This is a genomic window from Phenylobacterium sp. (genome assembly GCF_031984885.1).
Classification (GTDB): domain Bacteria; phylum Pseudomonadota; class Alphaproteobacteria; order Caulobacterales; family Caulobacteraceae; genus Phenylobacterium.
In genome coordinates, this window is sequence record NZ_DAMABV010000011.1 from 82,232 (window position 1) to 108,311 (window position 26,080).

At 69.8% G+C, this 26,080-nt stretch carries 24 protein-coding genes; 11 read left to right on the top strand and 13 right to left on the bottom strand.

What is annotated here, in order from left to right; translation table 11 throughout:
• The first annotated feature begins 8 nt into the window (after nt 1-8).
• Genes RTL41_RS15975 through RTL41_RS15990 form a run of 4 tightly spaced genes read left to right on the top strand, consistent with a single transcriptional unit; the run spans nt 9 to nt 3,618 of the window.
• Nucleotides 9-968: an ABC transporter substrate-binding protein gene (locus RTL41_RS15975; protein WP_312166063.1), complete on the top strand. Its 960-nt coding sequence runs from the start codon at nt 9-11 to the stop codon at nt 966-968.
• Entirely contained in the window at nt 965-2,551 is a 1,587-nt protein-coding gene (locus tag RTL41_RS15980) for an FAD-binding protein (RefSeq protein WP_312166064.1), read from the top strand. Before RTL41_RS15975 ends, RTL41_RS15980 begins: the two co-directional genes overlap by 4 nt.
• Nucleotides 2,548-2,904 (top strand): ferredoxin family protein, encoded by a 357-nt coding sequence (locus RTL41_RS15985; protein WP_312166065.1) that lies wholly within the window; start codon nt 2,548-2,550, stop codon nt 2,902-2,904. Before RTL41_RS15980 ends, RTL41_RS15985 begins: the two co-directional genes overlap by 4 nt.
• Nucleotides 2,905-2,940: 36 nt before the next feature.
• Nucleotides 2,941-3,618 (top strand): peroxiredoxin-like family protein, encoded by a 678-nt coding sequence (locus RTL41_RS15990; protein WP_312166066.1) that lies wholly within the window; start codon nt 2,941-2,943, stop codon nt 3,616-3,618.
• A 49-nt stretch (nt 3,619-3,667) separates the two neighbouring features.
• On the opposite strand, the gene RTL41_RS15995 is transcribed toward RTL41_RS15990, so the two are convergent.
• The 13 genes from RTL41_RS15995 to RTL41_RS16055 all read right to left on the bottom strand — a co-directional run bounded on the left by RTL41_RS15995 (nt 3,668) and on the right by RTL41_RS16055 (nt 17,185).
• Complete coding sequence (locus RTL41_RS15995) at nt 3,668-4,207, bottom strand: flavin reductase family protein (protein WP_312166067.1); 540 nt, start codon at nt 4,205-4,207, stop codon at nt 3,668-3,670.
• Nucleotides 4,208-4,217: 10 nt separating this feature from the next.
• A complete protein-coding gene (locus RTL41_RS16000) occupies nt 4,218-5,312 on the bottom strand; it encodes an LLM class flavin-dependent oxidoreductase (RefSeq protein ID WP_312166068.1) in 1,095 nt (364 codons plus the stop codon).
• A 98-nt stretch (nt 5,313-5,410) separates the two neighbouring features.
• Nucleotides 5,411-6,061 (bottom strand): glutathione S-transferase C-terminal domain-containing protein, encoded by a 651-nt coding sequence (locus RTL41_RS16005; protein WP_312166070.1) that lies wholly within the window; start codon nt 6,059-6,061, stop codon nt 5,411-5,413.
• 8 nt (nt 6,062-6,069) lie between these two features.
• Entirely contained in the window at nt 6,070-7,644 is a 1,575-nt protein-coding gene (locus RTL41_RS16010; RefSeq protein ID WP_312166071.1) for a rhodanese-like domain-containing protein, read from the bottom strand.
• A gap of 3 nt (nt 7,645-7,647) precedes the next feature.
• Nucleotides 7,648-8,238 (bottom strand): cysteine dioxygenase, encoded by a 591-nt coding sequence (locus RTL41_RS16015; RefSeq protein WP_312166072.1) that lies wholly within the window; start codon nt 8,236-8,238, stop codon nt 7,648-7,650.
• Nucleotides 8,235-10,421 (bottom strand): TonB-dependent receptor, encoded by a 2,187-nt coding sequence (locus RTL41_RS16020; RefSeq protein ID WP_312166074.1) that lies wholly within the window; start codon nt 10,419-10,421, stop codon nt 8,235-8,237. The genes RTL41_RS16015 and RTL41_RS16020 overlap by 4 nt, the downstream gene beginning before the upstream one ends.
• A 125-nt stretch (nt 10,422-10,546) precedes the next feature.
• The gene (locus tag RTL41_RS16025; protein ID WP_312166076.1) at nt 10,547-11,515 is read right to left on the bottom strand and encodes an ABC transporter substrate-binding protein; all 969 of its coding nucleotides are present in this window, start codon (nt 11,513-11,515) and stop codon (nt 10,547-10,549) included.
• Nucleotides 11,515-12,357 carry a class II aldolase/adducin family protein gene (locus RTL41_RS16030; RefSeq protein WP_312166077.1) on the bottom strand — a complete coding sequence of 281 codons (843 nt, stop codon included), beginning with the start codon at nt 12,355-12,357 and terminating at the stop codon, nt 11,515-11,517. Before RTL41_RS16030 ends, RTL41_RS16025 begins: the two co-directional genes overlap by 1 nt.
• A gap of 13 nt (nt 12,358-12,370) precedes the next feature.
• Entirely contained in the window at nt 12,371-13,321 is a 951-nt protein-coding gene (locus tag RTL41_RS16035; RefSeq protein WP_312166078.1) for a D-isomer specific 2-hydroxyacid dehydrogenase family protein, read from the bottom strand.
• A gap of 2 nt (nt 13,322-13,323) precedes the next feature.
• A complete protein-coding gene (locus tag RTL41_RS16040) occupies nt 13,324-14,427 on the bottom strand; it encodes an LLM class flavin-dependent oxidoreductase (protein WP_312166079.1) in 1,104 nt (367 codons plus the stop codon).
• A gap of 27 nt (nt 14,428-14,454) precedes the next feature.
• A complete protein-coding gene (locus RTL41_RS16045; protein WP_312166080.1) occupies nt 14,455-15,621 on the bottom strand; it encodes an acyl-CoA dehydrogenase family protein in 1,167 nt (388 codons plus the stop codon).
• Nucleotides 15,618-16,412 carry an ABC transporter ATP-binding protein gene (locus tag RTL41_RS16050; RefSeq protein ID WP_312166082.1) on the bottom strand — a complete coding sequence of 265 codons (795 nt, stop codon included), beginning with the start codon at nt 16,410-16,412 and terminating at the stop codon, nt 15,618-15,620. The genes RTL41_RS16045 and RTL41_RS16050 overlap by 4 nt, the downstream gene beginning before the upstream one ends.
• Before the next feature lie 38 nt (nt 16,413-16,450).
• Entirely contained in the window at nt 16,451-17,185 is a 735-nt protein-coding gene (locus RTL41_RS16055) for an ABC transporter permease subunit (RefSeq protein WP_312166084.1), read from the bottom strand.
• A 212-nt stretch (nt 17,186-17,397) separates the two neighbouring features.
• Here RTL41_RS16055 and RTL41_RS16060 point away from each other — a divergent pair, with 212 nt between their 5' ends.
• From RTL41_RS16060 to RTL41_RS16090, 7 genes are all read left to right on the top strand, one after another.
• Nucleotides 17,398-18,228: a LysR substrate-binding domain-containing protein gene (locus tag RTL41_RS16060; protein ID WP_312166085.1), complete on the top strand. Its 831-nt coding sequence runs from the start codon at nt 17,398-17,400 to the stop codon at nt 18,226-18,228.
• Nucleotides 18,225-18,833 carry a malonic semialdehyde reductase gene (locus RTL41_RS16065; protein WP_312166086.1) on the top strand — a complete coding sequence of 203 codons (609 nt, stop codon included), beginning with the start codon at nt 18,225-18,227 and terminating at the stop codon, nt 18,831-18,833. Before RTL41_RS16060 ends, RTL41_RS16065 begins: the two co-directional genes overlap by 4 nt.
• 54 nt (nt 18,834-18,887) lie before the next feature.
• A complete protein-coding gene (locus RTL41_RS16070) occupies nt 18,888-19,136 on the top strand; it encodes a hypothetical protein (RefSeq protein WP_312166087.1) in 249 nt (82 codons plus the stop codon).
• Between the two features lie 296 nt (nt 19,137-19,432).
• Entirely contained in the window at nt 19,433-20,032 is a 600-nt protein-coding gene (locus RTL41_RS16075) for an RNA polymerase sigma factor (protein WP_312166088.1), read from the top strand.
• The gene (locus RTL41_RS16080) at nt 20,001-20,978 is read left to right on the top strand and encodes a FecR domain-containing protein (protein ID WP_312166089.1); all 978 of its coding nucleotides are present in this window, start codon (nt 20,001-20,003) and stop codon (nt 20,976-20,978) included. The genes RTL41_RS16075 and RTL41_RS16080 overlap by 32 nt, the downstream gene beginning before the upstream one ends.
• Before the next feature lie 78 nt (nt 20,979-21,056).
• Nucleotides 21,057-24,326, top strand: a complete 3,270-nt coding sequence (locus tag RTL41_RS16085) for a TonB-dependent receptor (protein ID WP_312166090.1) — start codon at nt 21,057-21,059, stop codon at nt 24,324-24,326.
• A gap of 10 nt (nt 24,327-24,336) precedes the next feature.
• Nucleotides 24,337-25,908, top strand: a complete 1,572-nt coding sequence (locus RTL41_RS16090; RefSeq protein WP_312166091.1) for an alkaline phosphatase D family protein — start codon at nt 24,337-24,339, stop codon at nt 25,906-25,908.
• Nucleotides 25,909-26,080 lie beyond the last annotated feature (172 nt).

Sequence of the window (26,080 nt, forward strand, 5' to 3'; positions counted from 1 at the left end):
AGGGCCGCATGCATCGCAGGGACATGCTTCGCCTGGGGACCGGGCTGACGCTCGCGGCCGTGCTTCCCGGCTGCTCGCCCGCGGGCGGGCCGGGGCCGGTACTCAAGGTCGGCAGCCAGAAGGGCGGGGCCAAGGCGCTGGTCCTCGCCTCCGGCGTGCTCGAAGGCGCGCCCTATCGGGTCGAGTGGAGCGAGTTCCCGGCCGCGCAGCACCTGCTGGAGGCGCTGGGGGCGGGGGCGGTCGATCTCGGAGCGGTGGGCGACGCCCCCTTCCTGTTCGCCTATGCCGGCGGCGCGCCGATCAAGGCGGTGCAGGTCTCGCGCGCGGCCGGCGGCGGCGGATCGACGGCGGTCCTGGTCCGGGGCGATTCACCCATCCAGTCCGGGGCCCAGCTCAAAGGGCGGCGTGTGGCCACGGGCAGGGGATCCATCGGCCACTACCTGCTGCTCAGGGTCCTGCAGCGCGAGGGGCTGAAACGCAGCGACATCGACCTGGTGTTCCTGGCCCCGGGCGATGCGAAGGCGGCGTTCTCGACGGGCGCGGTGGATGCGTGGGTGACGTGGGGATCCTACGTCGCGCTGGCGATCGCGCATGACCAGGCGCGGGTGCTCACCGACGGGCGCGGACTGCTCAGCGGCTACGGCTTCGAAGTCGCCGGAGCGCGTGCGATCGCCGGCAAGCGCGCCGAGCTGGACGACTTCCTGCGCCGCCTGGCCACGGCCAAGCGCTGGGTGGGAGACCACAAGGACGAGTACGCCAGGGTCCTGGCCAAGGAGACCGGCCTCGAACTGCCGATCGCCGCCTACACCGTGGCCAATACGCGCGGCCAGCCGGTCCCGATCGACACCGCGGTGATCGACGAGCTCCGCGAGGTGCTCGGGGTCTTCCAGGCCGCCGGCGAGATCAAGGCCAAGCCGGATGTCGGGGCTGCGTTCGACGCCTCGTTCAACGGAGCGGTGGCGACGTGAACGAGCCCCTCAGCCTCGAGACGGACGTGCTGGTGATCGGCGGCGGTCTGGCTGGATGCTGGGCGGCGGCCGCGGCGGCGCGTGCAGGCGCCTCGGTCGTGCTGGCCGAAAAGGGATATTGCGGAACGAGCGGGGTCACCGCCACGGCCGGCCCGTCGCACTGGTGGGTCCCGCCCGAGCCGCCGGCAGGCCGCGAGCAGGCGATCGCCGAGCGCCATGCGCGGGGCTTCGGGCTCTCCGATCCGGCCTGGATGGCCAGGATCCTGGACATGACCTGGCGCAGCCTGCCGACCTTGGCGCCCTATTACCGGTTCTCGGTCGATGAGCGGGGAGAGGTCCAATACCGCGGCCTTCGCGGCCCCGAATACATGCGCGCCATGCGCGGCCTGGTCGAACACCTGGGCGTGACGGTCCTCGATCAGAGCCCGGCGCTGGAACTGCTGACCCATCACGACGGGTCGGCAGCCGGCGCGGCGGGGCGCCGCCGCCAGGAAAGCCGGGACTGGACAGTGCGTGCGGGGGCCGTGGTGATGGCGACGGGGGGCTGCGCCTTCGCCTCGCACCTGCTGGGCTCGGCCAACAATACGGGCGAGGGGTTGCTGATGGCGGCCGAGGCCGGGGCCGACCTCTCGGGCATGGAGTTCACCAACTACTACACCGTGGCGCCGGCCGGCACGACCATGACGCGGTCGATGGCCTACAGCTTCGGCCGCTATTTCGACGAGGACGACCGGGAGCTGGACGTGCGTCCGGGACCGGACATGAACCGGGCCCTGGGCGAGGCGCTGCTGAAGGGCCGCGTCTATTGCCGCCTCGACCGGGCGCCGCACGACATCCGCGAGCGCATGCCCCAGGTGCAGCCGAACTTCGTGCTGACCTTCGCCCGCCAGGGGATCGATCCGTACACCGATCGCTTCGAGGTGACGCTGCGGGCCGAGGGGACGGTGCGCGGGATCGGCGGCCTGCGCCTGAAGGACGAGGACTGTCAGACCCGGACGGACGGCCTCTATGCCGCCGGCGACGCGGCGACCCGGGAACTCATCGCCGGCGCGACCTCCGGCGGCGGCAACCAGAACTCGGCCTGGGCCTTGTCGTCCGGTCAATGGGCCGGGGCGGCCGCGGCCGCGCGGGCGTTGCGTGACGGACGCGGCGCCCAGCGGGTCGCCTATTCCGCCGGCCGTGCGGGAATGCGGCCGGCCAGGGGCGCGCGCAGCTTCGATGTCCGCGCCGCGGTCGGCCTGGCGCGCGAGCACATGGGCGCCATCGACCGGAACATGTTCCGGTCGGGGGACGGCCTGGCGGACTCGCTGGAACGCCTGGACGGCGCCTTCGCCGAACTGATCGCCCACGCCGCGGCGCAGGGCGGGGAGCGTCTGCGGCTGCGCGAGGCGGCGGGGATGCTCGCAGCCGCGCGCTGGAGCAAGGCCTCGGCCCTGGCGCGGACCGAGAGCCGCGGGATGCACCAGCGGACCGACGCTCCGCTCAGCGACCCCCGCCTGGCGACGCGCCAGCGGTCCGGCGGTCTGGACGCGGTCTGGACCCGCTTCGAGGCGCCGGCGCCCGTGCTGGAGGCGGCGCGATGATCGAGTTGCTGATCGAGGATCGCTGCGAGCCGTGCGGCGCCTGCGTCGCGGTTTGCCCCCGCAACGTCTTCGAGCCCGGTCCCTCGGGGCGGCCGGTGATCGCCCGGCAGGACGACTGCCAGACCTGCTTCCTGTGCGAGCTCTACTGCCCGGCCGACGCGCTCTACGTGGATCCGGACTGCGAGCAGCCCCGGCCCGTCGATCCGGCCGACGTCCTTCACCTGCTTGGCCAGTACCGGCGCGAGTCCGGTTGGGGCGAGTGGGCCGATGTCTACGAGAACCAGCATTGGCGGATGGGCGAGATCTTCGCCCGCGCCCGCAGCCTGGCCGAGGCCGGGCCGCGGCGCCGATGAGCCGACGACTTCCCTGTGGCTCGAAAGGAGCACCCGATGGCCCAGCACCACAGTCTCAGAGCACGCCTGGCGGCGCTGCACGAGGAGCGCAAGCGAACATGGGAGCCGGCCGCCCTGCAGGCCAATATCGACCAGCGCCAAAGGCTGGTCGACCAGGCTGATCCGAGCCGCTGGGTGAAGGCCGGCGACGTCGTCGCCGAGTTCGAGCTGCGCGAGGTGGACGGCGGGACGCTGACCCTGGACGGCCTGCTGGGGCGGGGGCCGCTGGTCCTGGTGTTCTTCCGTTTCGCCGGCTGCCCGGCCTGCAACATCGCCTTGCCGTACTACCAGGAACGCCTGGCGCCGGGGCTGGCGGCGCTGGGGGCGCAACTGGTCGCGGTCAGCCCGCAGGTCCCGGAGAAGCTGGTGGAGATCAAGCGCCGGCACGGCTTCGACTTCCGCGTGGCGTCGGACGGCAACGCGCTCGGACGGCGGTTCGGGATTCTGTACGAGCCGGACGAAGCTGCGAAGGCCGCGGCGCGGGCCAAGGGCTCGTTCATCGGCGATACGACCGGGCTCGGGACCTGGGAGCTGCCGCAGCCGGCGGTCGTGGTGATCGGCCAGGATCGTGTCGTGCGCTTCGCCGAGGTCAGCCCCGACTGGCTGGTGCGCGCCGAGGCGGAGCCCGTGCTCGAGGCCGTGCGAAACCTGCAGGCGCGCGCGGCCGCCGAGTAGCCGCGAAAATTCCCCCTCTCCAGCCTGAACGAGCAGGAGAGGGGGGAGGCTACGCCAGTTCGCGGAAGCCGCGCTCGAAATAGACGAGTGGGTCGCCCTGCCGGGCGCGGGCGCTGCTGACGTCCAGGATGAAGATGGTGTGGCTGGCCGCGTCGATCCGGCAGCAGATCGGGCCCGACAGCGAGACCATGGCCGGGCCGTATTCCGGCGGCGATTGCGCCGCCAGGGACCAGCTTTCCGGATCGAACCTTTCCGCGGCCAGGTCCGACCGGGAGAAGCGCTCGGCTTCAAGGGTGTCGTCCGCGGCCAGGACGGCGAGGCTGACGGCTTCGGCCTGAAGCAGCGCCTGATGGGCGCCGGCCGCCTTGCGCACGCAGAACAGGATCCTGGGCGGATCGCTGGAAAGGCCGGTGAGCGAACTCACCAGCAGGCCGCGAGGGCCTGCCGGCGTCGTGCACGCGACGATGGCGACGCCGGAGGCGAGTTTCGCCAGGCCGTCGCGGAACACCACCTCGTCGACCGGCGGCCAGAGGCGGACGACGTCGCAGGCGTCTGTCGCCTGGGTGGCCTGAGCGCTGCCATCGGCCATCGATCTTCTCCTAACCGGCGGCGACGTTGGGGCGGGCGTCGCGCTCGGCGACGAGCTCGCGCACCAGCGGGATCAGGTCGCGGCCATAGGCGACGGCGTCGTCCAGCGGGTCGAAGCCGCGGATCAGGAAGGTCGAGACGCCCAGGTCGTAATAGTCCAGCAGGCCTTCGGCCACCTGTTCGGGCGTGCCGACCAGGCCGGTCGAGTTGCCCGAGGCCCCGGTGACGGCGGCGACGCCGGTCCACAGCCGCTTGTCCACCCGATGGCCCTGGGCCGCGGCCTGCAACAGGCGCTGGGCGCCGACATTGGGCGGGGCGTGGCCTTCGGTCTGCAGGCCGGCCGCCTTCCGCAGCTCGATCGTGCGGGCGACGATGTCGTCGGCCCGCTTCCAGGCCGCTTCCTCGGTGTCGGCGATGACCGGCCGCAGCGAAAGGGAGAAGCGCACCTGGCGGCCGTGCCTGGCGGCGGCCGCGCGCACCCGGGCGATGGTCTCGCGGACCTGGGCCTGGGTCTCGCCCCAGAGGGCGAAGATGTCGGCGTGCTTGCCGGCGACGGGGATCGCCTCGTCGGAGGATCCGCCGAAATAGACCGGGATCTGCGGCTTCTGCAGCGGTTTGACCGCCCCGAACGCCTGCACGACGTTGTAGTAGTCGCCCTGGTAGTCGAACGGCTTGTCGCTGGTCCATTCCTGGCGGACGATGTCGAGGTACTCGCTGGTGCGGGCGTAGCGCTCGGCCTTGGTGAGGTGGTCGCCGTCCTTCTTCATCTCGTCGTCGGAGCCGCCGGTGATGATGTGCACCGCGATCCGGCCCTTGCTGAAGTGGTCGAGGGTGGCGAGCTGGCGCGCGGCGATGGTCGGCGCGGTGAAGCCGGGCCGATGGGCGATCATGAAGCCGAGGCGCTCGGTGACGCTGGCCGCGTGCTGGACGATCCCGATGCTCTCGGGCGAGGTCGAGCCGAACGCCACCAGGGCCCGGTCGAAGCCGCCGGCGTCATGAGCCTTGGCGACTTTCTCGACATAGTCGGTGTCGAGCACGGGACCCTTGGGCGGGTGGATTTCCGATGAATGGTTGGCGCCGATATAGCCGATGAACTCGACGGGCATGCCGCTCTCCGATCAGGTCGTTTCAATTCCAAGTCTACGGCTGGGAATTGGAAGCGGAGAACGAATTGTTCTCATCGGGCCTATCAGCGGCGCTGAAGTCAGGCGCCGACCAGCAGCCGGTCGGGCGAGCTCTCGCGCGCCAGGGCCCGGGCCACCGACGGACGGGCGGCCGTGCGGCGGGCATGGTCGCTGAAGGCGGGATAGTCGGCGATCTCGATCTCCAGGCGCGGCGCCCAGCGGTGGAAGACCAGGGCGTAGGGATCGAGCAGGCTGAAGGCTTCGCCGAGGATCCACGGCGCGCCGTGCCCCAGGCGTTGCTCCAGCTCGGCGAAGGCGGCCAGGACGTTCTCGCGGCCGCCGGCCCGCAACGCCGGCCACGCGCTCTCGTCGCGGGTGAAGCGCTCGGGGCGGAAGACCTGGGCGAACGAGACATGCACCGAGCTGGAGAACCAGCCGATCAGCTCGTAGGCGCGGCCCACGGCAATCAGGTCGGCGCTCGGCAGCAGGCGGGCGGCCGGGAACTGCTGGGCGATCAGGGTGAGGACCGCTGCGTTCTCGCCGATCGCATGGCCGTCCACGGCCAGGGCCGGCACCCGGCCTCGCGGATGGATCGCGAGGTATTCCGGCGAGCGCTGGTCCCCCTCGGCCAGCACCAGCCGCACCGCATCGAAGCTGGCGCCGGCCTCTTCCAGACCGGCGAGCGCGGGCAGGGAGCATGAGCCGGCGGCGAAATAGAGCGTGAGCGACATGGCTGACCTCAGATCACGTAGAAGCCGTGCGCGCCGTCGCGCGCCAGTTGGTCGACGAGGCCGAACTCCCAGTCGAGATAGGCCTGCATGGCTTCGGCGGCGTTGTCGGTGCCCTCGTACGGGCGGCGATAGACGTCCTCGGGTTCGCTGGCGGCCCGGACGAGGCCTTCCTCAAGCGGCAGGCGGGCCGCCGTCCAGGCCGCGGTCCCGCCTTCGAGCACCAGCGGCGCTCGTCCCGTCAGCTCGGCCAGGTCTTCCGCCGCGAGGCGGGCGAGGGCGCCGTCCGGCGAGGTGAGGACGAAGTCGCGATCCTGCGGCAGTCGGGCGAGGGCGTCCCTCAGGCGGCTGCGGATGACGAACCAGGCGCCGGGAATGTGGCCGCGGCGGTGGGCGGGGCTCGGCGCGAGGTCGAGCACGGTGACGTCCTGGCGCTCGAGCCTGGCCTGCAGGTCGCCGGCCGAGATCGTCGAGACGTCGGGAAGCGGCGGCAGGGTCGGACGCCAGGGGCGAGGTTCGAGATCGACGTCGAAACCGCCGTCGAGGACATAGACCTCCCAGCCCATCTGGGCGAGCCAGGAGGCGCTCATCTCGGCGCGGGCGCCCTTGTCGTCGGCCAGCACGATGCGGGCGCCGCGGACCGGGGCGAAGACGTCGGTCTCCTGAACCAACTGCCCGCCCGGCGCGCTGCGGAAGCCGGGGATGTGGCCCGCAGCGTATTCGTCCGGGGTGCGCACGTCGAAGCGATAGAGGGTGCGGGCCGGATCCCGCGCCAGGATCTCCAGCCCGCGCGGGTCGAGGTGCTTCACCCCTGCGCGATAGGACACCGCGCGCGCCGCGGCGCGGGCCTCGGCCTCGCGGTCGGCCGAGACCTCGGGGAAGCGGCCGTCCCGGCCATGCTCCAGGTTCTGGCCCGCGAGCGTCCAGCCGATGGTGCCGTTGCGCAGGGCGAAGATGCGGTTCGGCAGCCCGGCGTTGATCAGCGACTGGGCGCCGATGATGCTGCGGGTGCGGCCGGCGCAATTGACGATGATGGTCGTGGAGGGATCGGGGGCGATCTCGCGGGCCCGCAGGACGAGCTCGGCGCCCGGCACGCTGACGCCGCGCGGGATGCTCATCGTCTGGTATTCCTCGAACCGGCGCGCGTCGAGCACGACGAGGTTCTGCTCCTGCTCGATCAGGGCCTTGGCCTCGGGGGCGGGCACCGAGGGCGTATGGCGCCGGCTCTCCACCAGCTCGCCGAAGGCCTTGCTGGCGGAATTGACGTCCTGGAAGAGTTCGTAGCCCGCCTGCCGCCAGCCCTCCAGGCCGCCGGCGAGTGCCGAAACCTGGGTGTAGCCGAGCTTCCGCAGCCGTTCGGCGGCCCTGGGAACCAGGCCCTCGTCGTTGTCGTAGAGCACGATCCTGGTCGAGCGGCGCGGCACGCGGTCGAGGATCTCCAGTTCCAGCCGGCTGAGCGGAAGTTGGGCGGCGAACAACGGGTGATCCTTGGCGAACGGGTCCTCCTCGCGCAGGTCGATCAGCGCCACCTCGCGGCGAGCGATCCAATCCAGGCGAACATCGGCGGGCGCGGTTTCGGAAATCATGGATCAGAGGCTCTTGGAGGCGTCCCAGAGATTGGGCAGCACGGTGTTGGAGTATCCGGAGATGAAGGGCTTCGGCCGCCCCGCGGCGTCATAGGTCGCGCGCCGCACCGCGCCGATGTTCGCGCCGTAGACGTGGATGCTGATCGAGACGCGGTCGTCGAAGGCGTTGGAGACCTGATGGATGTCGCCGATCGTCGGCGACACCGCCTCGACCTGGCCAGGTTCCAGGCGATGCGGCGGACCGTGGGGCTCCAGCCGTTCGCCGTCCTGCTGGAACGCCTGCGAGATTTCCGCGCCGCGCAGCACGCCGACCAGGCCCCAGACCGTGTGGTCGTGTACCGGCGTGGACTGGCCGGGCCCCCAGACGAAGCTGACGATCGAGAAGCGCTGGCGGCTGTCGCAGTGCAGGAGGTGCTGGCTGTAGCGCTCGGGATTCGGCTGGGCGAAGGCGTCGGGCAGCCAGTCGTCGTGCGCGACGAGATCGGCGAGCAGGGTCTTCCCCGCCTCCAGGATCGACGCCTCCTCCGCCGTGGCGTCCAGGAGGGTGGCGATGTCGGAGACGAAGGCCCGGAGGCGGGGAAGGTTGGTGGTCACAGGGCGTACCTCAGCGTCAGCAGGACGGTCCGCGGGTCGGGGAAGTTCTGGTAGTAGACCCCGGTGCTCGGCGTGTAGGTGGCGCTCACCGGCTTGTCGGAGTCCAGCAGGTTGCGGCCCGACAGCACCAGCGACCAATGCGGATCGGGCGAGGTCCAGGTCGCCACCGCGTTGAGGAAGCCCTGGGCCGGGATCGTGTGCTGGCCGCCGGGCGAGGGGATGGCGTTCGAATAGGTCTTGGTCTGGTACTGGGCGTTGACGCCCAGCCGCAGCGCGCCCGGAATCTCGATCGGCACGTCCCAGGTGAGGCCGCCCGAAAGGCTCCAGCGCGGCGAGTTGGTCAGCCGATTGCCGTCGGCGTCGACCCCGGCGCCGCCCGCGCCCTTGTACTCGTCATAGACCGCGAACAGGTAGCCGACCGAGAACTGGCCCGAGAGGTTCTCGGTGAGCCGCGCGTCGGTCTCGAGCTCGACCCCGTAGCTGTGCGCCTGGCCGGCGTTGCCGCGGCGGCTGCCGACATAGGCGGGGTCGTAGAACGCCACCTGCAGGTTCTGATAGTCGTTGTAGAACACCGCAAGGTTGGCGCGCAGGCGGTGATCCAGCAGCTCGCTCTTCAGGCCCGCCTCGTAGCTGATGACGTCCTCGGGCGCGAAGGGCAGGGTGGCGAGGTCGAGCCGCGTGGCGCGATTGTCGAAACCGCCGGATTTGAAGCCCTTGGAATAGGTGACGTAGGACAGGATGTCCGGCGTCCACGCGTACTGCAGCGAGAGCTTGGGGGTGATCGCCGACCAGATCTTCTGCGCCTGGCCCTTGATCGACGGCGCCACGACCTGGCCCGCCAGGTTGAGGACCGCATTGTCGAAGGTGAAGGTCTTCTCTTCGTTGGTCCAGCGCAGGCCGGTGATCAGCTTCAGGCGCTCGCTCACGCTCCAGGTCGCCTCGCCGAACACCGCGTAGGCGTCGGTGTTGGTGACGTTGTGGGCGCGCAGGAAGTTGTAGTTGCCCGGCGTGGTGACCGGGTCGGTGTTCTGGGCGTTGCGGCGGCTGTAGCCGTCACGCTCCACGTAGAAACGCTCGTGGAGATAGAAGAGGCCGGCCGTGAAGCTGACGCGGTCGTAGTCGCCGTTCAGTTGGAGTTCCTGGGTGTAGTACTGGTCGTTGTAGTGGATCAGGTTCTTCTGGATGAGCGCGGCTTCCCCGTCGTTGTCGTAGTTGACGGGGTTGAGGTTGAAGCCGCCATAGGCGCTGATCGATTTGAGCTGCAGGCGGTCGGAAAGGTCGTAGGCGATCCGCAGCGAGCCTGCGATCTGGTCGAGGTCCTGCTTGGGCTCGACCTCCGAGAACGACAGCCTCTTGTCGAAGCCGCCGCCGGGCTGGCGCAGGGGAACATAGGATCGGCTGTCGCTGCGGTCCCGCAGCGCGTTCACGGTCAGCAGCACGTCCAGGCGCTCGTTCGGCGTCCAGCGGAGCTTGCCGCGATAGGCGTCCAGGTTGATACGGTTGACGTCGTGTCCCAGCGTCGGGTCGTCGGTGACGCCGTCGCGCTTGTGATGGATGTAGGAGAAGCTGCCCGACAGCGTCTCGCTGATCGGTCCTTCCACCAGCGCCCGCACGTCGACCGCGCCGAAGTTGCCGAGCCCGACCTCGCCCTTCAGCCGCAGCTCGCGGCCGGGATCGCGGGTGATGATGCGCAAGGCGCCGGCGCTGGAATTGCGCCCGTAGAGCGTGCCTTGCGGCCCCCGCAGGACTTCGATCCGCTCCAGGTCGTTGAACTCGATCATCGAGCCGAGCTGGCGCGGGATGTAGACGTCGTCGACATAGACCGCCAGCACCGGTTCCTGGATCGGATCGCTCTCGCCGACCCCGCGCAGGGAGTAGGTCTGGGTCGTGTGGCTGATGGTGACCCGGCTGATCGACAGGTTCGGCACCGAGCCGGCCAGGTCGCGGATGGTGTCGATCTTGCGGTCGGCCAGGGTCTGGGCGCTGAACGCGGAGATCGCGATCGGCGTCTCCTGCAGGTTGGTCTCGCGCCGTTCGGCGGTGACGATCAGTTCCTCGACCGACGGCGCATCCGCCGCCGCGTCGTTCGCCGCGGCCGATCCCGACCAGGCCACGACGCTGGCCAGCGCGACCGACGCGAGGAGCGCCGGCCGCGGATTTCGATGTTCAGGTTTCCAAAGCATTCTGACGCCCCTTGTTGAGATGAGGGCGTTGAACAGGCTCTGCTTGCGGACAGCAACGTACATTAGCTGTTTTTTCTTGAAGGTGATCTATTATCGAGATCGCGAATATTATAGATCATGAATATTCAAGACTTCCTGGCGAGATCGCCATTCAGCTCTCGCGTCCACAGCTTGCTCACGTCGACCTTTGCCGGGATCGCGCCGATCTGGGCGAAGGCGTCCGCGACGGTCTGCTGCGAGACGACGGCTTCGTCCCCGACCGGGGCCAGTTCGGTGCGGGCGCTGCGCTCGCGGTGCTGTTGCTCGTAGACCGCGACAGGCACGCCGGTGGCCTTGGACTGCGCGGCGGCCCAGAGCGAGGGATTGGCGTCGGCCCAGTCGTAGGCCCGCCGCACCCGCTGCAGGTGATCGACGATCGCCGCGCGCCGCTGGGGATCGACCAGCGCCTCGTCGAGGGCGGCGTGCAGGTAGTTGCCCGACAACCGCCCGAGCCCGGTCGTCAGCACCCTGGCGCCCAACTGCGAGCGGGCAAGATTGCCCTGCACGCCGTAGATCACCCAGGCGTCCAGCGCCCCCTGGCTGAAGGCCGACAGGCCGTCCTGCGGCGACAGCGCGACCGGCGCCACGTCGGCCAGGGTCAGCCCCTGTTCCGCCAGCAGCCGGACAAGGAAGTACTGGGCCGTGGTCGCGCGCACATAGCCGATGCGCTTGCCCTTCAGGTCGGCCGGAGAGCGGATGGGCGAGTCCTTCGGGACCAGCGTCACCTGGGCGTTGACGTCGCCCTTCTGCACCGCGACCAGCCGCAGGTGGGTCGGCCGGCCGGCGACGAAGATCGGCGGGATCTCGCTCATCGAGCCGATGTCGATCGCGCGGGCGTCGATGGCTTCGGTGATGAGGTTGCCACCGGCGAACTCGGCCCACTGCACCTTGTAGGGCGTCTGGTCGAGACCGGCGGCCTGCAGCAGGTGATGCACGCCGCCCTTGTAGGTCGCCACGCGGAGCACCCCGCCGGCCGCCTCGTTGCGCGGCGCGCAGGCGGCCAGGGCGGCGCCGGCCGCCAGCAGCCCGCGCCGCGAAAAGCTGGTCGCGTCCATCAGTCGAACAGGTCCGGCTCTTCTTCGCTGACCACGTCCCAGTAGGGCTGGAAGGCGTAGACGCCGCCGATCTCGCTGCCGACCTGGCCGGCGGTGTGGCGGGCGACTTCGGGCGGCATGGGCCGGGTCTGGCCGGCCGCCTCGGCCAGCAACTGCACCTGGCAGGCGTTCTCCAGGGCGAGATAGCGCCAGACCGCCGCCTCGACGCTCTGGCCGACGGTCAGGATGCCGTGGTTCTGCAGGATCACCGCCTTGCGCGGGCCCAGCGCCGCGGCGATCTTCTCGCCCTCGCTGGTGTCGAGCACGACGCCCGAGAACTCCGCGAAGATCGAATGGTCGTCGTAGAACGCCGCCGAGTCCTGGGTCAGCGGATCGAGCAGCCGGCCCAGGGCCGACCACGCCTTGCCGTACAGCGAGTGCGAGTGGGCCGCGGCCACGACGTCGGGGCGGGCCTTGTGCAGCTCGGAATGAATGGCGAAGGCGGCGCGGTTCAGCCGGGGCTTGGCGTGGGCCGGCGGCTGGACGATCTCGCCCTCGTGGCTGACCAGCATCAGGTCCGAGACGGTGATCCGGCTGAAGTGGACGCCCGCCGGGTTGACCCAGAAGTGGTCCACCAGCTCGGGATCGCGGGCGGTGATGTGGCCGGCGCCGCCCATGTCGAAGCCGTTGCGCGCGAACAGCCGATAGCCGGCGGCCAGCCGCTGCTTGCGATAGAGGCGTTCGGCCTCGATCGTCGGCTGCTGGGGAACCGCGCCCGGGGCGCCGAAGGCCCGCTCGGGCAGGACGGTCTCGATCTTGGCTGGATGCGGAGCGCGAAGGGGGCGCTGAAGGGGCAGGTTCATGCTGGCTCCTGGCTCAATAGCCGCGGGCGGTGTCGACGAGGTCGGCAAGCGGCGCGCCGTCGCGGAACCGGGCGAGGTTCGCGGCGAACTGGGCGGCGAGGTTGCGGCGGGTGTCGGGGGTGTGGACCGAGGTGTGCGGCGAGAGCCGGACCTTCGGATGGCTGTAGTAGCGATGGTTGAACGGCAGCGGCTCGGGGTGCGTGACGTCCAGGCTGGCGCGGGCCACGCGGCCGTCGTCCAGCGCCTCCAGCAGGGCGTCGTCGTCGATCAGGGCGCCGCGCGCGATGTTGATCAGGTGCAGGCCGGGCTTGGCCCGGGCCAGGACCTCGCGGCCGACCAGGCCGACCGTCTCGGGCGTGGCGGGCGCGGCCAGCACCACGAAGTCCGAGCGCTCGAACAGCTCGCCCAGGTCGTGCAACTGCTCGACCCCCGGCGCCTCGATCGGACGCGAGGAGCGTCGCACCGCGACGACGTTGAGGCCCAAGGCGCGGGCGCGCGGGGCCAGGGCCTCGCCGATCGCGCCGAACCCGACAAGGCCGAGGGTCTTGCCCGCGACCAGGGTGAGCGGCGTCGGCGCCCATTGCTCGAAGCGGTCGATCCAGATCTCCGGCAGGCGCTTGGCCTCGGCGAAGATCGCCGCCAGCGCGAACTCGGCCAGGGCCACGGCCGAGGAGCCGCGCGCGGAGGTCACGGCCGGCCCGTCGAACAGCCAGTCGGGGTAGAAGTCGATGCCGACCGAGACCAGTTGCACCCACTTCACATTGAACGGCCAGCCGGGCGGGGGAGACAGCGGCAGCGATCCGCCCGCCTTGCGGAACGGCGCGGCGATCAGCACCTGCGCATCACGCGGCAAGGCCGCCGGCGTCCCGGCCGGAACGCCGACGATCTCCACGTCGGGAAGCTGCTCGGCGAACGTGGTGTTGAACGCCTCGTTCAGTTGGCTGGCGACGACGAGCCGGCTCATGGCTATTCCGCCGCCAGGATCTTGGGCGCGCCGCGCCGGGCGACGGCGGCCCGCAGTTGCGGCAGCAGCTCGCGGCCATATTCGATGGCGTCCTCCAGCGGATCGAAACCGCGGAACAGGAACTTGGTGATCCCCAGGTCGTAGTAGTCGAGCAGGGATTCCACGACCTGCTCGGGCGTGCCGACCAGCGAGGTCGAATTGCCCTGCGCGCCGGTCAGGGCGGCGATCTCGGTCCAGAGCCGCTTGTCGCGCACCTTGCCGCCGGCGGCCGCTTCCAGCAGGCGCTGGCCGCCGCGCGCGGTCGCATAGCGGGTCGGGACTCCGCCGCCGCCGGCGCGCAGCGCCCTGGCGTCCTCCAGGATGCGCTCGGCGCGCGCCCAGGCGTCTTCCTCGGTCCGCCCCAGGATCGGGCGCAGCGACAGCGAGAACTTGATCTCGCGGCCGTTCCGAGCTGCGGCGGCCCGGACGCGGGTGACGATCTCGCGGACCTGCTCCAGGGTTTCGCCGAACAGGGCGTAGACGTCGGCCTGGCGCCCGGCGATCTCGACCGCCTCGTCCGAGGCTCCGCCGAAGAAGACCGGGATATGCGGCTGCTGAAGCGTCTTCACCGCGGCCGGGGCGCCCTTCACCCGATAATGCGGCCCCTCGTGGTCGAACGGCCCGACGCTGGTCCAGGCCTTCTTGAGGACGGTGATGTAGTCGTCGGTGCGGGCGTAGCGCTCCTGCTTGGTCAGGAAGTCGCCGTCGCGCTGCTGCTCCTCGTCCGAGCCGCCGGTGATAATGTGTACGGCCAAGCGCCCGTCGCTGAGGTGGTCCAGGGTCGCAAGCTGGCGCGCGGCCAGGGTGGGCGAGGTGAACCCCGGCCGGTGGGCCAGCAGGAACTTCAGCTTTTCGGTCTGCTGGGCTGCATAGGCCGCCACCTGGAAGCCGTCGGGCGCGGCGGAGTTGTAGCCGATCAGCACCCGGTCGAAGCCGGCGTACTCGTGCGCCTTGGCGTGGGCCGCCAGATAGGCCTTGTCGATCAGCCCGCTCTGGGCGGCGTGGGTTTCGGAGGCGTACTGGGTCGAGATCAGGCCCAGGATTTCAAGATCAGGCGTATCGGTCATCGTGTGCTCCGGGGAGGGAGGGCGAACTCAGTTGGAGGCGAGGCTGGCGAAGGCGGACTTGCCGGCGCCGGCAAGGACGACGTCCGCCTGGGGCGTGTGGACCCGGCCGCAGAGAACGTCCCGGTAGTGACGCTGCAGCGGGTTGTTGCGGGAGAGGCCGGGATTGCCGCTCGCCGCGATCGCCTTCTCGACGGCGGCGATGGCGTTCTCGGTGACCAGGTGCTTGACCAGCCCGCCATGGGCCGCGCCCAGCCGGCCCTCGGCGGCCGAATCCAGCAGCACGCGGTTCTGCAGCAGCAGCCCGTCGATGGCGCCGACCAGCTCCTGGAAGCGGGGCAGGGTCGATAGCGAGGCGCCGAGGTTGGCCGGCTTGCGGTCGAGGATGAACTGCACGAACCAGTCGCGGGCCGAGCGGGCGACCGCGTCGTAGATCGCGGCGGTCAGCACCGGCGACCAGACCGCCATCGCCGGATCGGGCGGCTGGGGCGATCCGGGCAGGCGCGGCGAGAGCGCGTGATGCTCCGGGATCGGGGTGTCCTCGAAGACGACGTCGTGGCTGCCGCTGGCCCGCAGGCCGGTGTGATCCCAGGTCTCTTCGATCCGCCGGCCGGGCGCGTCGCGGTGAACCAGGAAGCCGCCCACTCGCGGGGCCTCCTCGTCGGTCCGCGCCCAGACGATCATCCAGGTCAGGGCCGGCGAACCGGTGGAGTAGATCTTGCGGCCCGAAAGGCTCCAGCCGTCCGCCGTCCGTCGCGCCACCGTGGCGGGCAGGCCGCCGCGGGCCGGCGTGCCGAGCTCGGGCTCGACCCGCAGGGCGTTGATCAGGGCGCCGTGCTCGACGGCGTCCCGGACCACCCTGGCCTTGAGGTCGTCGGTGAAGCCGGCGCGGCCGTCCAGCGAGGCGTGGAACAGGTACTGCATGGTCAGCACCAGGGCCGTGGCGGGCTCTCCCCGCGCCACGGCCTCCACGACCTTCAGCGTCGTCGGCAGATCGGCGCCGCCCCCGCCGAGCCTGGGCGGCGCGGTCAGGGCGAGCAGGCCGTGGCGATGCAGGCGCTCGAAATTCTCGAACGGGAAGCTGGACTCCCGGTCGTGCTGTTCGGCGGTGGCGGCGAAGGCGGCCGTCAGCTCGGGCAGCACAGCGTCCAGCGCGGCGGCCCGGTCGGCGGCCGAGGTCAAGGCGACGGCGCTCACGCCACGATCTCCCCGCTGGGAAAGGCCACCAGCGCGCCTTCCGATGCGACAGGCCGCAGGGTCTGCACGCCCAGGTGACCCAGCAGCCGCTGGCGCACGGCCTGGAAGGCGGCGTCGACTTCGCGCGGGCGCGGCAGGGTGATGCGTTCCTCGGCCGCGATCTGGCCGGCGTCCAGCACCAGGACCCGGTCGGCGAGGGCGATGGCCTCGTCGACGTCGTGGGTCACCAGCAGCACGGCCGGCGCATGCTTGCGCCAGAGCGACAGCACCAGTTCGTGCATACGGATGCGGGTCAGGGCGTCGAGCGCCGCGAACGGCTCGTCCAGCAGCAGCAGCCCCGGTTCCCGGATCAGGGCGCGGGCGAGCGAGGCGCGCTGGCTCTCGCCGCCCGACAGGGTCGCCGGCCAGGCGTCCAGGCGATGGCCGAGCCCGACCTCCTCGAGCGCGGCCTCGGCGCGCTCGCGCGCGTCCTTGCCCTTGAGGCCCAGGGCGACGTTGCGCCAGATCCGCTTCCACGGCAGCAGCCGGGCGTCCTGGAACACCACGGCGCGCGTCGCCGGGGTGGCGACGTCCTGGCCCTCGGCCGAGTCCAGGCCGGCCAGGGTCCGCAGCAGGGTCGTCTTGCCCGAGCCGCTGCGCCCCAGCAGGGCGACGAACTCGCCCTGGCCGATGTCGAGGTCGAGGTCCTTCAAAACCACGGTGTCGCCGAACTGGCGGGTGAAGCCCCTGACCCGGACAGCAGGTTGCCGGGGCGGGACGTCGATCGAGGTCGGACGGGGAGATGGGGGCACGGTCGCGGCCTTTTCGTCTTGAGGTCGGGAGCCGAGGCTCAGGATTTGATGAGGGAGGGGCGCCAGGCCAGCGCGCGCTGCTCCAGCGCGCGGACGATGAGGTCCGCCGTCAGGCCGAGCATCGCGTAGACCAGCAGGCACACGACGATGATGTCGGTGCGCATGAAGTCGCGGGCGTTGTTGATCAGGTGGCCAAGGCCCGCCGAGGCGTTGATCTGCTCGGCCACGACCAGCACCAGCAGCGCCACGCCCATGGCGTAGCGAAGCCCGACCAGGAACGAGGGCAGGGCGCCCGGCAGGATGACGTGGATGATCTGCTCGACCTGGCTGAGCCCGAAGCTGCGGGCCGCCTCGACCAGGCGGACGTCGACGCTGCGAATGCCCGAGAACAGGTTCAGATAGATCGGAAACACCGTCGCCACGGCGATCAGGGTGATCTTCGGCGCCTCGCCGATGCCGAACCAGACGATGAACAGCGGCGTCAGGGCCAGGCTCGGGATCGTGCGCTTGATCTGCATCAGCGGATCGACCGCCGTCTCGCCAAGCCGCGAGAGGCCGGCGATCAGGGCCAGGGCCGTGCCCGCCACGACGCCGATCGCAAGACCGGTCGCCGCACGCGCCAGCGAGACCAGCAGGTTCGACGGCAGCTCGCCGCTGATGGTCAGGTCCCACAGCGCGCCCAGCACCGTGGACGGCGCGGCCAGGATGCGGGGCGGGATCAGTCCCGAACGCGATCCCAGCTCCCAGAGCAGGAGCAGCAGGACCGGCGACAACCAACGAGCATTGCTAATGCGCCAGCGAGGCAGGCGCAGCCCGTTAGGTTTTCTGTCGGCGATTGATAGAGACACTGCAAGGGCTCCAAGCGGTGACCGCACAAGGGAAAATTCCGCTTGGCGTTTGGCGAGAAAGCCCCTTAATTCCTATCAACTCAATAGACTTATATTCAACTCAACTATCAGGGAATCTCATAGGTGGACCGATCGGCATGGCTGTGAATTTGCCCACCGAATTGTTGCGGAGTTTCGCCGCCATCGTCGATTCCGGCTCGATGCTGCGGGCGACCGAGCGGGTGTTCGTCACCCAGTCGGCGCTGAGCCTGCAGATGAAGCGGCTGGAGGAGACCGTGCAGGCGCCGCTGTTCCATCGCGACGGACGGCGGCTGGTGCTGACGCCGGTGGGGCAGAGCCTGCTGGCCTTCGCCCGGGAGATGCTGGCCACCAACGATCGCGCCGTCGCGGCGCTGACCGGCGGGGCGCTGGCGGGGCCGGCGCGCGTCGGACTGGTGCAGGACTTCGCCGAGACGCTGCTCTCCGGCGTGCTGACCCAGTTCACGCACCTCAATCCGGACGTCCAGTTGCAGGTCCGGGTCGGCGGCTCGCAGGAACTTCTGGACCTCCTGAAGGCCGACCGGCTCGACGTGGTGCTGTGCATGGGGGCAGGGGACGATGCGGCCGCGATCCGCGTCGCGCCGACGCTATGGATGGGCGACGAGGCGCTGGTGAAGGACGACGTCCTGCCGCTGGCGATCCTGGAGGAGCCGTGCCGGTTCCGCGACGCGGCGCTGGCGGCGCTGAAGGCGGCCGGCCGCAACTATCGGGTGGTTCTGGAAACCCCCAGCCTGTCGGTGCTGCGCGCGGCGGTCGTCGCGGGGCTGGGCGTGACCTGCCGCACGGCGATGTTCTCCGACCGTCACCTGGTCGATTGCGGCCTGCCGCCGCTGCCCAGCGTCGGCTATGCGAGCCACACCCGCGCCAATCCCCACGCGACGATCTCCCATCTCGCCGAACTCATGCAAACTGCGGTGCTGAAGCAATGAACCACCATTCCCTCGCCAGCGAGCCCTTGACCGCCCTGGCCCTCGACCGGCTCTTTCGCACCGCGAGGTCGGCGAACGCCTGGGCCGACCGCGAGACGCCGGAGCGCCTGCTGCGCGAGATCTACGACCTGGCCAAGCTGGGGCCGACCTCGGCCAACGTGTCGCCGGCGCGCTTCCTGTTCCTGACCACGCCGGAGGCGAAGGCCCGGCTCGCGCCGCATCTTTCCAGCGCCAACCGCGCCAAGACCATCGCCGCGCCGGTCACCGCGATCATCGGCTACGACCTCGACTTCGCCGAGCGGATCCCGGAACTCTTCCCACACAATCCAGGCGCCAAGGCGTGGTTCGCCGATCCGGGCGTGGCGGCCGTCACGGCGCTGCGAAACGGCACGCTCCAGGGCGCCTACCTGATGCTCGCGGCCCGCGCCGTCGGCCTGGACTGCGGACCGCTCTCGGGCTTCGATCACGCCGGCGTGGACGCCGAGTTCTTTGCGGGAACCCGGATCGTCAGCAATTTCATCTGCAACCTCGGCTACGCCGACCGCACGCAGGAGTTCGAACGCCTGCCACGCCTGTCGTTCGAGCAGGCGTGCGAGGTGATCTGACTCGCCAGGGGCGGCGTTGAATCTATAGTAGCCAGAGCAATCGATTGGATGCCCATGACCGATCCTGATCCGGCCGCCGCAGCGCAACTGAAGGCAGTCGGCGCGGCTGATGCATTTGCTCAGTGCTGCGCTGAGTTGCGAGACGCCGCACCTGACGCCAACGTCGAACTTGATGACATCATCAACACGCTCATGACTGAGCTCTGGGATAGGTGCTTCACGCAAACGGAAATTCGGAAGGCCTTCGAGGGCGCCGTTTCGGACATGAACCGATACGCCGCAGGCGAGGAACGGCGGCGCTAACCAAGGGGCGCTTTCGGCGCGAGTCCCAACGTCGGCACTTGACGCTAGGCGCCGCCGCCAGACGTGTTTCTCCATCAAAGCCATGATTCCGAAGCGTTTGCGGCGCAGGTCGTTTGGCGGCGACCAAGATCAGCGACATGCGGAACGGTGCGCTGACCGGAGTGGTGTCGCATCGTCGCGCGTCGTCGGACCTTCGAAGCTCGCAGGGACCGAGCCGCCAAGTCGTCGCTGGCGCTTGTCACGCGCCTGTCAGATTGCGGCGTTAGGGCCGCTCCCCTTCGAGGGGACCGCGCGCCATGTACAGGATCGATGCGGAGAAGAGCCGCTGGTTCATGATCCACATACTGCCGCACGAACCGGCGCTGCGCGGCTGGCTGTCGCGCCGCAGCGCCGGGCTGGCGGTCGACGACGTGATCCAGGAGACCTATGCGATCCTCGCCGCCCGTGAGAGCATCGAGGATATCCGCCATCCGCGCGCCTACCTGTTCCAGGTCGCCCGTTCGGTGGTGGCTCACCAGGTACGGCGCTCGCGGGTGGTGTCGATCCAGGCCGCCGAGGACCTCGACAGCCTCGGCGTCGCCGACGAGGGCCCTACGCCCGAGCAGCTCGCGATCGACCGGGACGAGCTGCGCCATCTGGCCCAGGCGATCGCCGCCATGCCGGCGCAGACGCGGCAGGCCTTCACCCTGCGCCGCGTGCACGACCTGTCGCAGCGGGAGATCGCCGCGCGGATGCGGCTGTCGGAGAACACCGTCGAGAAGCACATCGCCCGCGGCCTGAAATTCCTCATCGAGTGGTACGGGCGTGGCGGAAAGGCGGAGCCCCAGGGCTCTAACGATAAGAACAGGGAGGTCGGCGGCCGACATGGTCCAGCTCGAAACAGCCGACAGCATTGACACGGCCGCCGCCGACTGGGTGGCGCGCGAGGATCGTGCGCCGCTGACGCCGGCGCAGGAACAGGCTTTGGCCGCCTGGCTCGAAGGCGATCCACGTCGCGCCGGCGCGCTGCTGCGCGCCCGGGCGGTGGCGTTGCGCAGCCAGTCGGCGGCGGCGTTGGGGCGGCAGTACGATCCGGTCGCGTTCGGCGGCGCGCCGGCGCGCCCCTCGCGGCGGCAGATGCTGACATGGGGGGCGAGCGCGAGCCTGGCCCTGACCGCAGTGGTCGCCGGCGTCGGCGTGGCCGCGCCCCAGGCCCATGCCACCGGACGCGGCGAGGTGCGACTGGTGCCGCTGGCCGACGGCTCGACGGTGATGCTCAACACCCAGACCCGGGTGCGGGTGCGTTATGACGGCCAGGCCCGGCGGCTGCGGCTGGAGGCGGGCGAGGCGTACCTCACCGTACTCGACGACCCGCGTCCGCTGGTGGTGGAGGTCGGCGACCGCCATATCGTGGCGCGCAGCGGGGCGTTCCGCGTGCGCAAGCTGAAGGATGGTCCGCTCGACGTGCTGGTTCACCAGGGCCGGGTCGAAGTCCGAGCGGATGAAGCGGCAGTCGCCCTGGCGGCCAACACCGAACTCGTCCTGGCTCGGGAGCAAGGGCTGAGCGCGCCGCACGCGGTGAGTGCGGGCGACGTAACCCGCGAGCTCGCCTGGCGGGACGGCAAGATCGCCTTCGAGGGCGAGACCCTGGCGCAGGCGGCGAGCGCCTTCGCCCGCTACAGCGCCACCCGCATCGTCGTGGACGACCCGATCCTGGCGGCCGAGCCGGTGGTCGGGCTCTATTCGGTGAACGATCCGGCGGGCTTCGCGCGCGCGGTGGCCGAGGCCTTTGGCGCCCAGGCGGTCAGCGAGGGCCGTACCGTGATCCTGCGCCGTGCGCCGGGGCCCATTAAAGTTTCATGACGGATGGCGGTTGTCGCCGTCACGCCCCTCTAAGCCTCCGACGGCCGCGCTTCCAGCGGCTCTCGGGGGTTGGAGAGCATGATTTCGTACAAGTCCTTTCTGTCGTGCGGCGCGGCGGCGATGGTGGTTTGCGTCGCCGCAGAGGCCGCCGCCCAGACGCGGCAGTTCAACGTTCCGGCCCAGGCCGCAGTGACCGCGGTGCCTGAGTTCGCCCGCCAGGCGCAGGTCCAGATCATCGCCCCGGCCCGCGATCTGCAAGGCGTCACCACGCCGGCCGTGCAAGGCCAGCTTGAGCTGCGCGAGGCGCTGGACCGCTTGCTGGCCGGCACGCCGCTGCGGGTCGTTTCGCAGACCGAGGGGCTGATCACCCTGCGCTCGACCACCAACTCGCGCCAGGACGCCGGCGCGGTGGCCGGCCAGATCATCGACCCGGCGACGGGCCAGTACATGCGCAACGCCATCGTCCGGGTGACGGCGGCCGACGGCGCGCGCCGCACCGTGACGGCTGGTGAAAGCGGCGACTATCGGATCGCCGACCTGCCCTCGGGCCAAGCCGAACTGAGCGTCAGCTTCACCGGCTTTCCCGACCAGAGCGCCTCTGTGCAGATTGTGGCTGGCAAGACCGCGCAGATGAACTTCGAACTCGCGCGCGGCGGCGAAGACGCGGTCAACGTCCAGGAGGTAATCGTCACCGCCAGCGTCCGCGACGGCGACGCCCGCGCGATCATGAGCCAGCGCCAGTCGCTCGACATCAAGAACAGTCTGTCGTCGGAATCGTTCGGTGACATCGCCGAAGGCAATGTCGGCGAGTTCATCAAGTACATGCCCGGCGTCGACACGGAAGGCGAAGGCGACGACACGGTGCGCTATGTGCGCCTGCGGGGGCTGCCACCGGAGTACACGGCGATCACCGTCAATGGCGTCAGCCTGGCGGCCGCCGACGCCAACGCCGGCTCGTCCACTTCGCGCTCGTTCAGTTTCGAGCAGGTGTCGCTGAGCAGCATCGACTCCATCGAGATCTCGAAGACGACCAGCGCCGACGTCGACGCCAATGCGCCAGCGGGCACCATCAATCTGCGCACCAAGCGCGCCTTTGACCGCAAGGGCCGCCGGATCACCGCCCAGATCAGCGGCTTCACTCATTCCGACCAGTGGAACGACCGGATCACCGGGCCGGGGGAGGGCGCTCACGACGGCCATATCAGCCCCAGCGGCCAGTTCGAATACTCCGACGTCTTCTTCGACCGGCGGCTGGGCGTGGTCGCCAGCATCAGCCGTTCGAACACCTATACGGAGATGGAGCAGGCGTTTTATCCGCGCAGCTACGTTCCCAACGCCGTCAGCCCCGACCCGATGGCGATGACCACCATCAACGCACACATGCGCGCTCAGGAAGTCTCGCGCTTCGCTTCGTCCCTGACCCTCGACTACCGGGCCACCGACGCCCTGACCCTGTCGCTCTCGGCGATCTACAATGACGCCTATCTGTGGTCTGGGCAGCGCACGCACCTGTTCACGACCGGCGCGCGCACCTACGGCGTCGACGGCGACGCGGCGCTCGACTTCACCACCCGTCAGCCGGCCGGGGCGACCGGTGTGACGTCGCAGTCCAATATCATTTCCAAGCGCGGCAAGGGCCTGACTATCGTCCCGAATTTCGAATTCACCGGCGAACGGGTCACCCTGGACGGCGCACTGTCGTATTCGAACTCATCGAGCACTTACAATCCGCTGGGCCGGGAAGGTGCGATCTTCAGCCTCGCGACCGCGCCGTCGGCGGCCGGCAACTTCTCGGCCTCGCGTAGCGACCTGATGAGCACGGCCTTCCAGATCGCCCAGGTGAGCGGGCCCGACTGGGCAGACCCGGCCAACTACAAGGCCGCAAGCATCGTCGCCTACGCGCAGGACGGCCGCTACGCCCGAACCGAGATCGCCGGCGGGGCGCTGAACCTGACGGTCGAGACGCCGACGCCGATCGCCCCCGTCACCTTCAAGACGGGCGTGAAGCTGAAGCGCGCGGCCTACGATTTTGGCAACGAGCGGGTGGCGCATCAGTACCGCTATGTCGGGCCGCTCAGCGTCGCCGACTTCATGACCGCTAACGCCAGCGCCAACGAGCTGAACTTCAACGACATGGGCATCCGCTACACATCGCTGTCCGGCTCCGAGCGCCTCTACATGCCGAGCAACTACAAGATCGGCCAGTTGCTGCTCAGCAACCCCGAGCAGTTCACCCGCGTGCTGTCGGCGGCCGACTACTACACCGCCTATATCGCCAACGCCCGGCACTTCGAGGAGGACACCAACGCCGCCTATGTGATGGCCACATCGGAGGTCGCCGACCGGCTGACCCTGCGCGGCGGCCTGCGCTGGGAGGAGACCCGCACGCGCTCGCGCGAGTACGATCCGCTGTCGGCCGCCGAGGTTCGCGCCGCGGGCTATGCCGTCTCGGCCACCACCGGCCGGGCTACGACCCTCGAAGGGATCAAGCACCAGTACGAGACCAAGCCCAAGGTCGATCGCAAGGGCCGCTACGACTACTTCTTCCCGAGCGCCTCGCTGAAGTTCGCGATCAGCGACAGCACCGACCTGCAGATCGGCTACAGCCGCACGATCCGCCGGCCGGAGGTCAATGTCCTGGCCGGTGTCTGGTCGGCCAATGACGAGACCATGGTGGTCACTGCGCCTAATCCGGGGCTGGAGCCGGAGATCTCCGATAACCTGTCGGTCCGGGTGGCCAAGTACTTCGAGCCGGTCGGCCTCATCGCCTTCAACTACTACCGCAACTCGGTGAAGGGCTCGTTCCAGACCGAGGAGATGACCGCTGACGAGTTCGGTTACAGCGGCCAGGAATACGCTGGCTACACCTTCCGCACGACCCGCACGGTCGATGGCCAGTCGATCAAGATCGAAGGCTACGAGTTGGAGTTCAACCACTCACTGGACTACCTGCCGGGCGTGCTCAGCGGGCTGACGGTGCGCGGTTCCTACACCCACACCAAGCCGGAAATCCCGATCGCCGGCTCGGCGGAGAACTTCGCGGTGCTGGCCATGGCCTACAAGCAAGGCCCGCTGAGCCTCAACCTCAACACCGCCTGGACCGGCGAGAAGCTCAACAGCGTCACCACAGGATCGTTCATCGAGCCGCGGCTCAGCGCCGACCTTTCGGGCGCGGTGCGCCTGCGCACGAACTGGAACCTGTTCTTCTCGCTGCGCAACCTGCTCGACGAGCCGACCAATATCGTGCTGCCGGGCGTGCAGACCGCGAACGGCTACATCCCCGACCACGCCGGCGATTTCCGCGAGTACGGGCGTAGCGCCACCATCGGTCTGCGCGCAGTGTTCTGAGATGGCCGCCATGGACCTGATCGCACGACGCTCGCTGTTGATCGGAGGCGGCTCGCTGGCGCTGGCGGGCTACGCCGGCGGCGTCTGGGCCGCGCCGGCGTTCTCCAGCACGCCGTTCACGCTGGGAGTGGCGGCGGGCGACCCGGCCGCGGACGGCTTCGTCATCTGGACCCGGCTGGCGCCACGGCCGCTGGACGAGCACGGCGGCATGCCGCCACTCGGCGTCGTGGTCCGCTGGGAAGTGTCCGAGGACGCCCGGTTCGCGCGGATCGCCAGGTCCGGTGAAGCTCTGGCCCGGCCGGAATTGGCCCATAGCGTCCATGTCGAAGTCGGCGGCCTGCAGCCTAGCCGGCCCTACTGGTATCGCTTTCAGGTTCAGGGCGCAGACGCCAGCCCGGTCGGCAGGGCGCGGACCGCGCCGCGTGCGGGGGACCTGCCGGCGCGGCTGCGGCTGGCGAGCGCCGGATGCCAGCACTATCAGGCCGGTCTGTTCACCGCCTGGCGGCATCTGAGCGGCGAGGCCGATCTCGACGCGGTCTTCCACTATGGCGACTACATCTACGAGGGCGGGACGCCCGTGAACCCGCCGCAGATCGTCGTCGCCGCCGGCGCTCCGATCGACCGTCGCCACGTCGGCGGTGAAATCTACAGCCTGGACGACTACCGGCGCCGCTACGCGCAGTACAAGACCGACCCCGACCTGCAGGCCGCCCACGCGGCCGCCGCTTTCATCGTCTCGTTTGATGACCATGAGGTCGACAACAATTGGGCCTCGGACTTCGACCAGGACGGCACGCCGCCGGAGCTGTTCGTGCTGCGCCGGATGGGGGCGATGCAGGCCTGGTACGAGCACATGCCCGTGCGCCGGGCCCAGTTCCCGCATGGCGGCCGCGCGGCGATGTTCCGACGGCTCGACTACGGACGGCTGCTGCGCATGCACGTCCTCGACACGCGCAGCTATCGCAGCGACCAGCTCTGCGAGTACGCGGGGCAGACCGCGTGTCGCCCGCATGACGATCCGCAGTCCACCATGCTGGGCGCCCAACAGGAGGCCTGGCTGGCCGCGGGCCTGCGCAACAGCGCCGGTTGGAATCTGATCGCCCAGCAAGTGTTCGTCATGCCGACCCAGCGGCGGCGGCCGGACGGAAGTCTCGAGCGAGGCGGGAGCGACACCTGGAACGGCTATCCCGCCGCGCGCGCGCGCCTGGTGAAGGCGATCGGGGACGCCGGGTTGTCGAACGTGGTTGTGGCGACCGGCGATGCGCATATCCACGCCGTCGGCTCCATTCCGCTGCGCGACGACGAGCCGGACGGGCCGGCCGCGGCAGTAGAGTTTCTGGCCACCTCGATCAGCTCCGGCGGCGATGGCGCGGCCGAGACGGAAGGAACCCGCGCCCTGCTGGCCGGCAGCCCGAACCTGCGGCTGGTCAACGCCCAGCGCGGCTATCAGCTATTCGACGTCTCGCCGACCGAGTGGACGACGCAGGTCAAGGTGGTCGATCGGGTGCAAAGCCCTAGCGGCTCGCTCTCGACGCTCGGTCGTTTTTCGGTCCGACCACACCGTTCTGAATTGTATGGGTGAAGTCGTGTTCTCGCGCTCAAGTGTCTGCTGACGCGGAGTTGCCAGGAGGCGGAGCTGCCCCTTTGACGCGGTGTAAGGAGGGAAGTCGCTTCGGCGGGGCCGCCCTAGCCTTCATCATCGTCGCGCTCGGCGATCTCGGCCTCGATGATCTCTATCAGGGTGTCGCACCGGC

Excerpts from the sequence above, each read along its gene's own strand:
- RTL41_RS15975 (WP_312166063.1), top strand. The coding sequence starts at position 9 with ATGCATCGCAGGGACATGCTTCGCCTGGGGACCGGGCTGACGCTCGCG.
- RTL41_RS15985 (WP_312166065.1), top strand. The coding sequence starts at position 2,548 with ATGATCGAGTTGCTGATCGAGGATCGCTGCGAGCCGTGCGGCGCCTGC.
- RTL41_RS15990 (WP_312166066.1), top strand. The coding sequence starts at position 2,941 with ATGGCCCAGCACCACAGTCTCAGAGCACGCCTGGCGGCGCTGCACGAG.
- RTL41_RS15995 (WP_312166067.1), bottom strand. The coding sequence starts at position 4,207 with ATGGCCGATGGCAGCGCTCAGGCCACCCAGGCGACAGACGCCTGCGAC.
- RTL41_RS16000 (WP_312166068.1), bottom strand. The coding sequence starts at position 5,312 with ATGCCCGTCGAGTTCATCGGCTATATCGGCGCCAACCATTCATCGGAA.
- RTL41_RS16005 (WP_312166070.1), bottom strand. The coding sequence starts at position 6,061 with ATGTCGCTCACGCTCTATTTCGCCGCCGGCTCATGCTCCCTGCCCGCG.
- RTL41_RS16010 (WP_312166071.1), bottom strand. The coding sequence starts at position 7,644 with ATGATTTCCGAAACCGCGCCCGCCGATGTTCGCCTGGATTGGATCGCT.
- RTL41_RS16020 (WP_312166074.1), bottom strand. The coding sequence starts at position 10,421 with ATGCTTTGGAAACCTGAACATCGAAATCCGCGGCCGGCGCTCCTCGCG.
- RTL41_RS16025 (WP_312166076.1), bottom strand. The coding sequence starts at position 11,515 with ATGGACGCGACCAGCTTTTCGCGGCGCGGGCTGCTGGCGGCCGGCGCC.
- RTL41_RS16030 (WP_312166077.1), bottom strand. The coding sequence starts at position 12,357 with ATGAACCTGCCCCTTCAGCGCCCCCTTCGCGCTCCGCATCCAGCCAAG.
- RTL41_RS16035 (WP_312166078.1), bottom strand. The coding sequence starts at position 13,321 with ATGAGCCGGCTCGTCGTCGCCAGCCAACTGAACGAGGCGTTCAACACC.
- RTL41_RS16040 (WP_312166079.1), bottom strand. The coding sequence starts at position 14,427 with ATGACCGATACGCCTGATCTTGAAATCCTGGGCCTGATCTCGACCCAG.
- RTL41_RS16060 (WP_312166085.1), top strand. The coding sequence starts at position 17,398 with ATGGCTGTGAATTTGCCCACCGAATTGTTGCGGAGTTTCGCCGCCATC.
- RTL41_RS16065 (WP_312166086.1), top strand. The coding sequence starts at position 18,225 with ATGAACCACCATTCCCTCGCCAGCGAGCCCTTGACCGCCCTGGCCCTC.
- RTL41_RS16070 (WP_312166087.1), top strand. The coding sequence starts at position 18,888 with ATGACCGATCCTGATCCGGCCGCCGCAGCGCAACTGAAGGCAGTCGGC.
- RTL41_RS16075 (WP_312166088.1), top strand. The coding sequence starts at position 19,433 with ATGTACAGGATCGATGCGGAGAAGAGCCGCTGGTTCATGATCCACATA.
- RTL41_RS16080 (WP_312166089.1), top strand. The coding sequence starts at position 20,001 with ATGGTCCAGCTCGAAACAGCCGACAGCATTGACACGGCCGCCGCCGAC.
- RTL41_RS16085 (WP_312166090.1), top strand. The coding sequence starts at position 21,057 with ATGATTTCGTACAAGTCCTTTCTGTCGTGCGGCGCGGCGGCGATGGTG.
- RTL41_RS16090 (WP_312166091.1), top strand. The coding sequence starts at position 24,337 with ATGGACCTGATCGCACGACGCTCGCTGTTGATCGGAGGCGGCTCGCTG.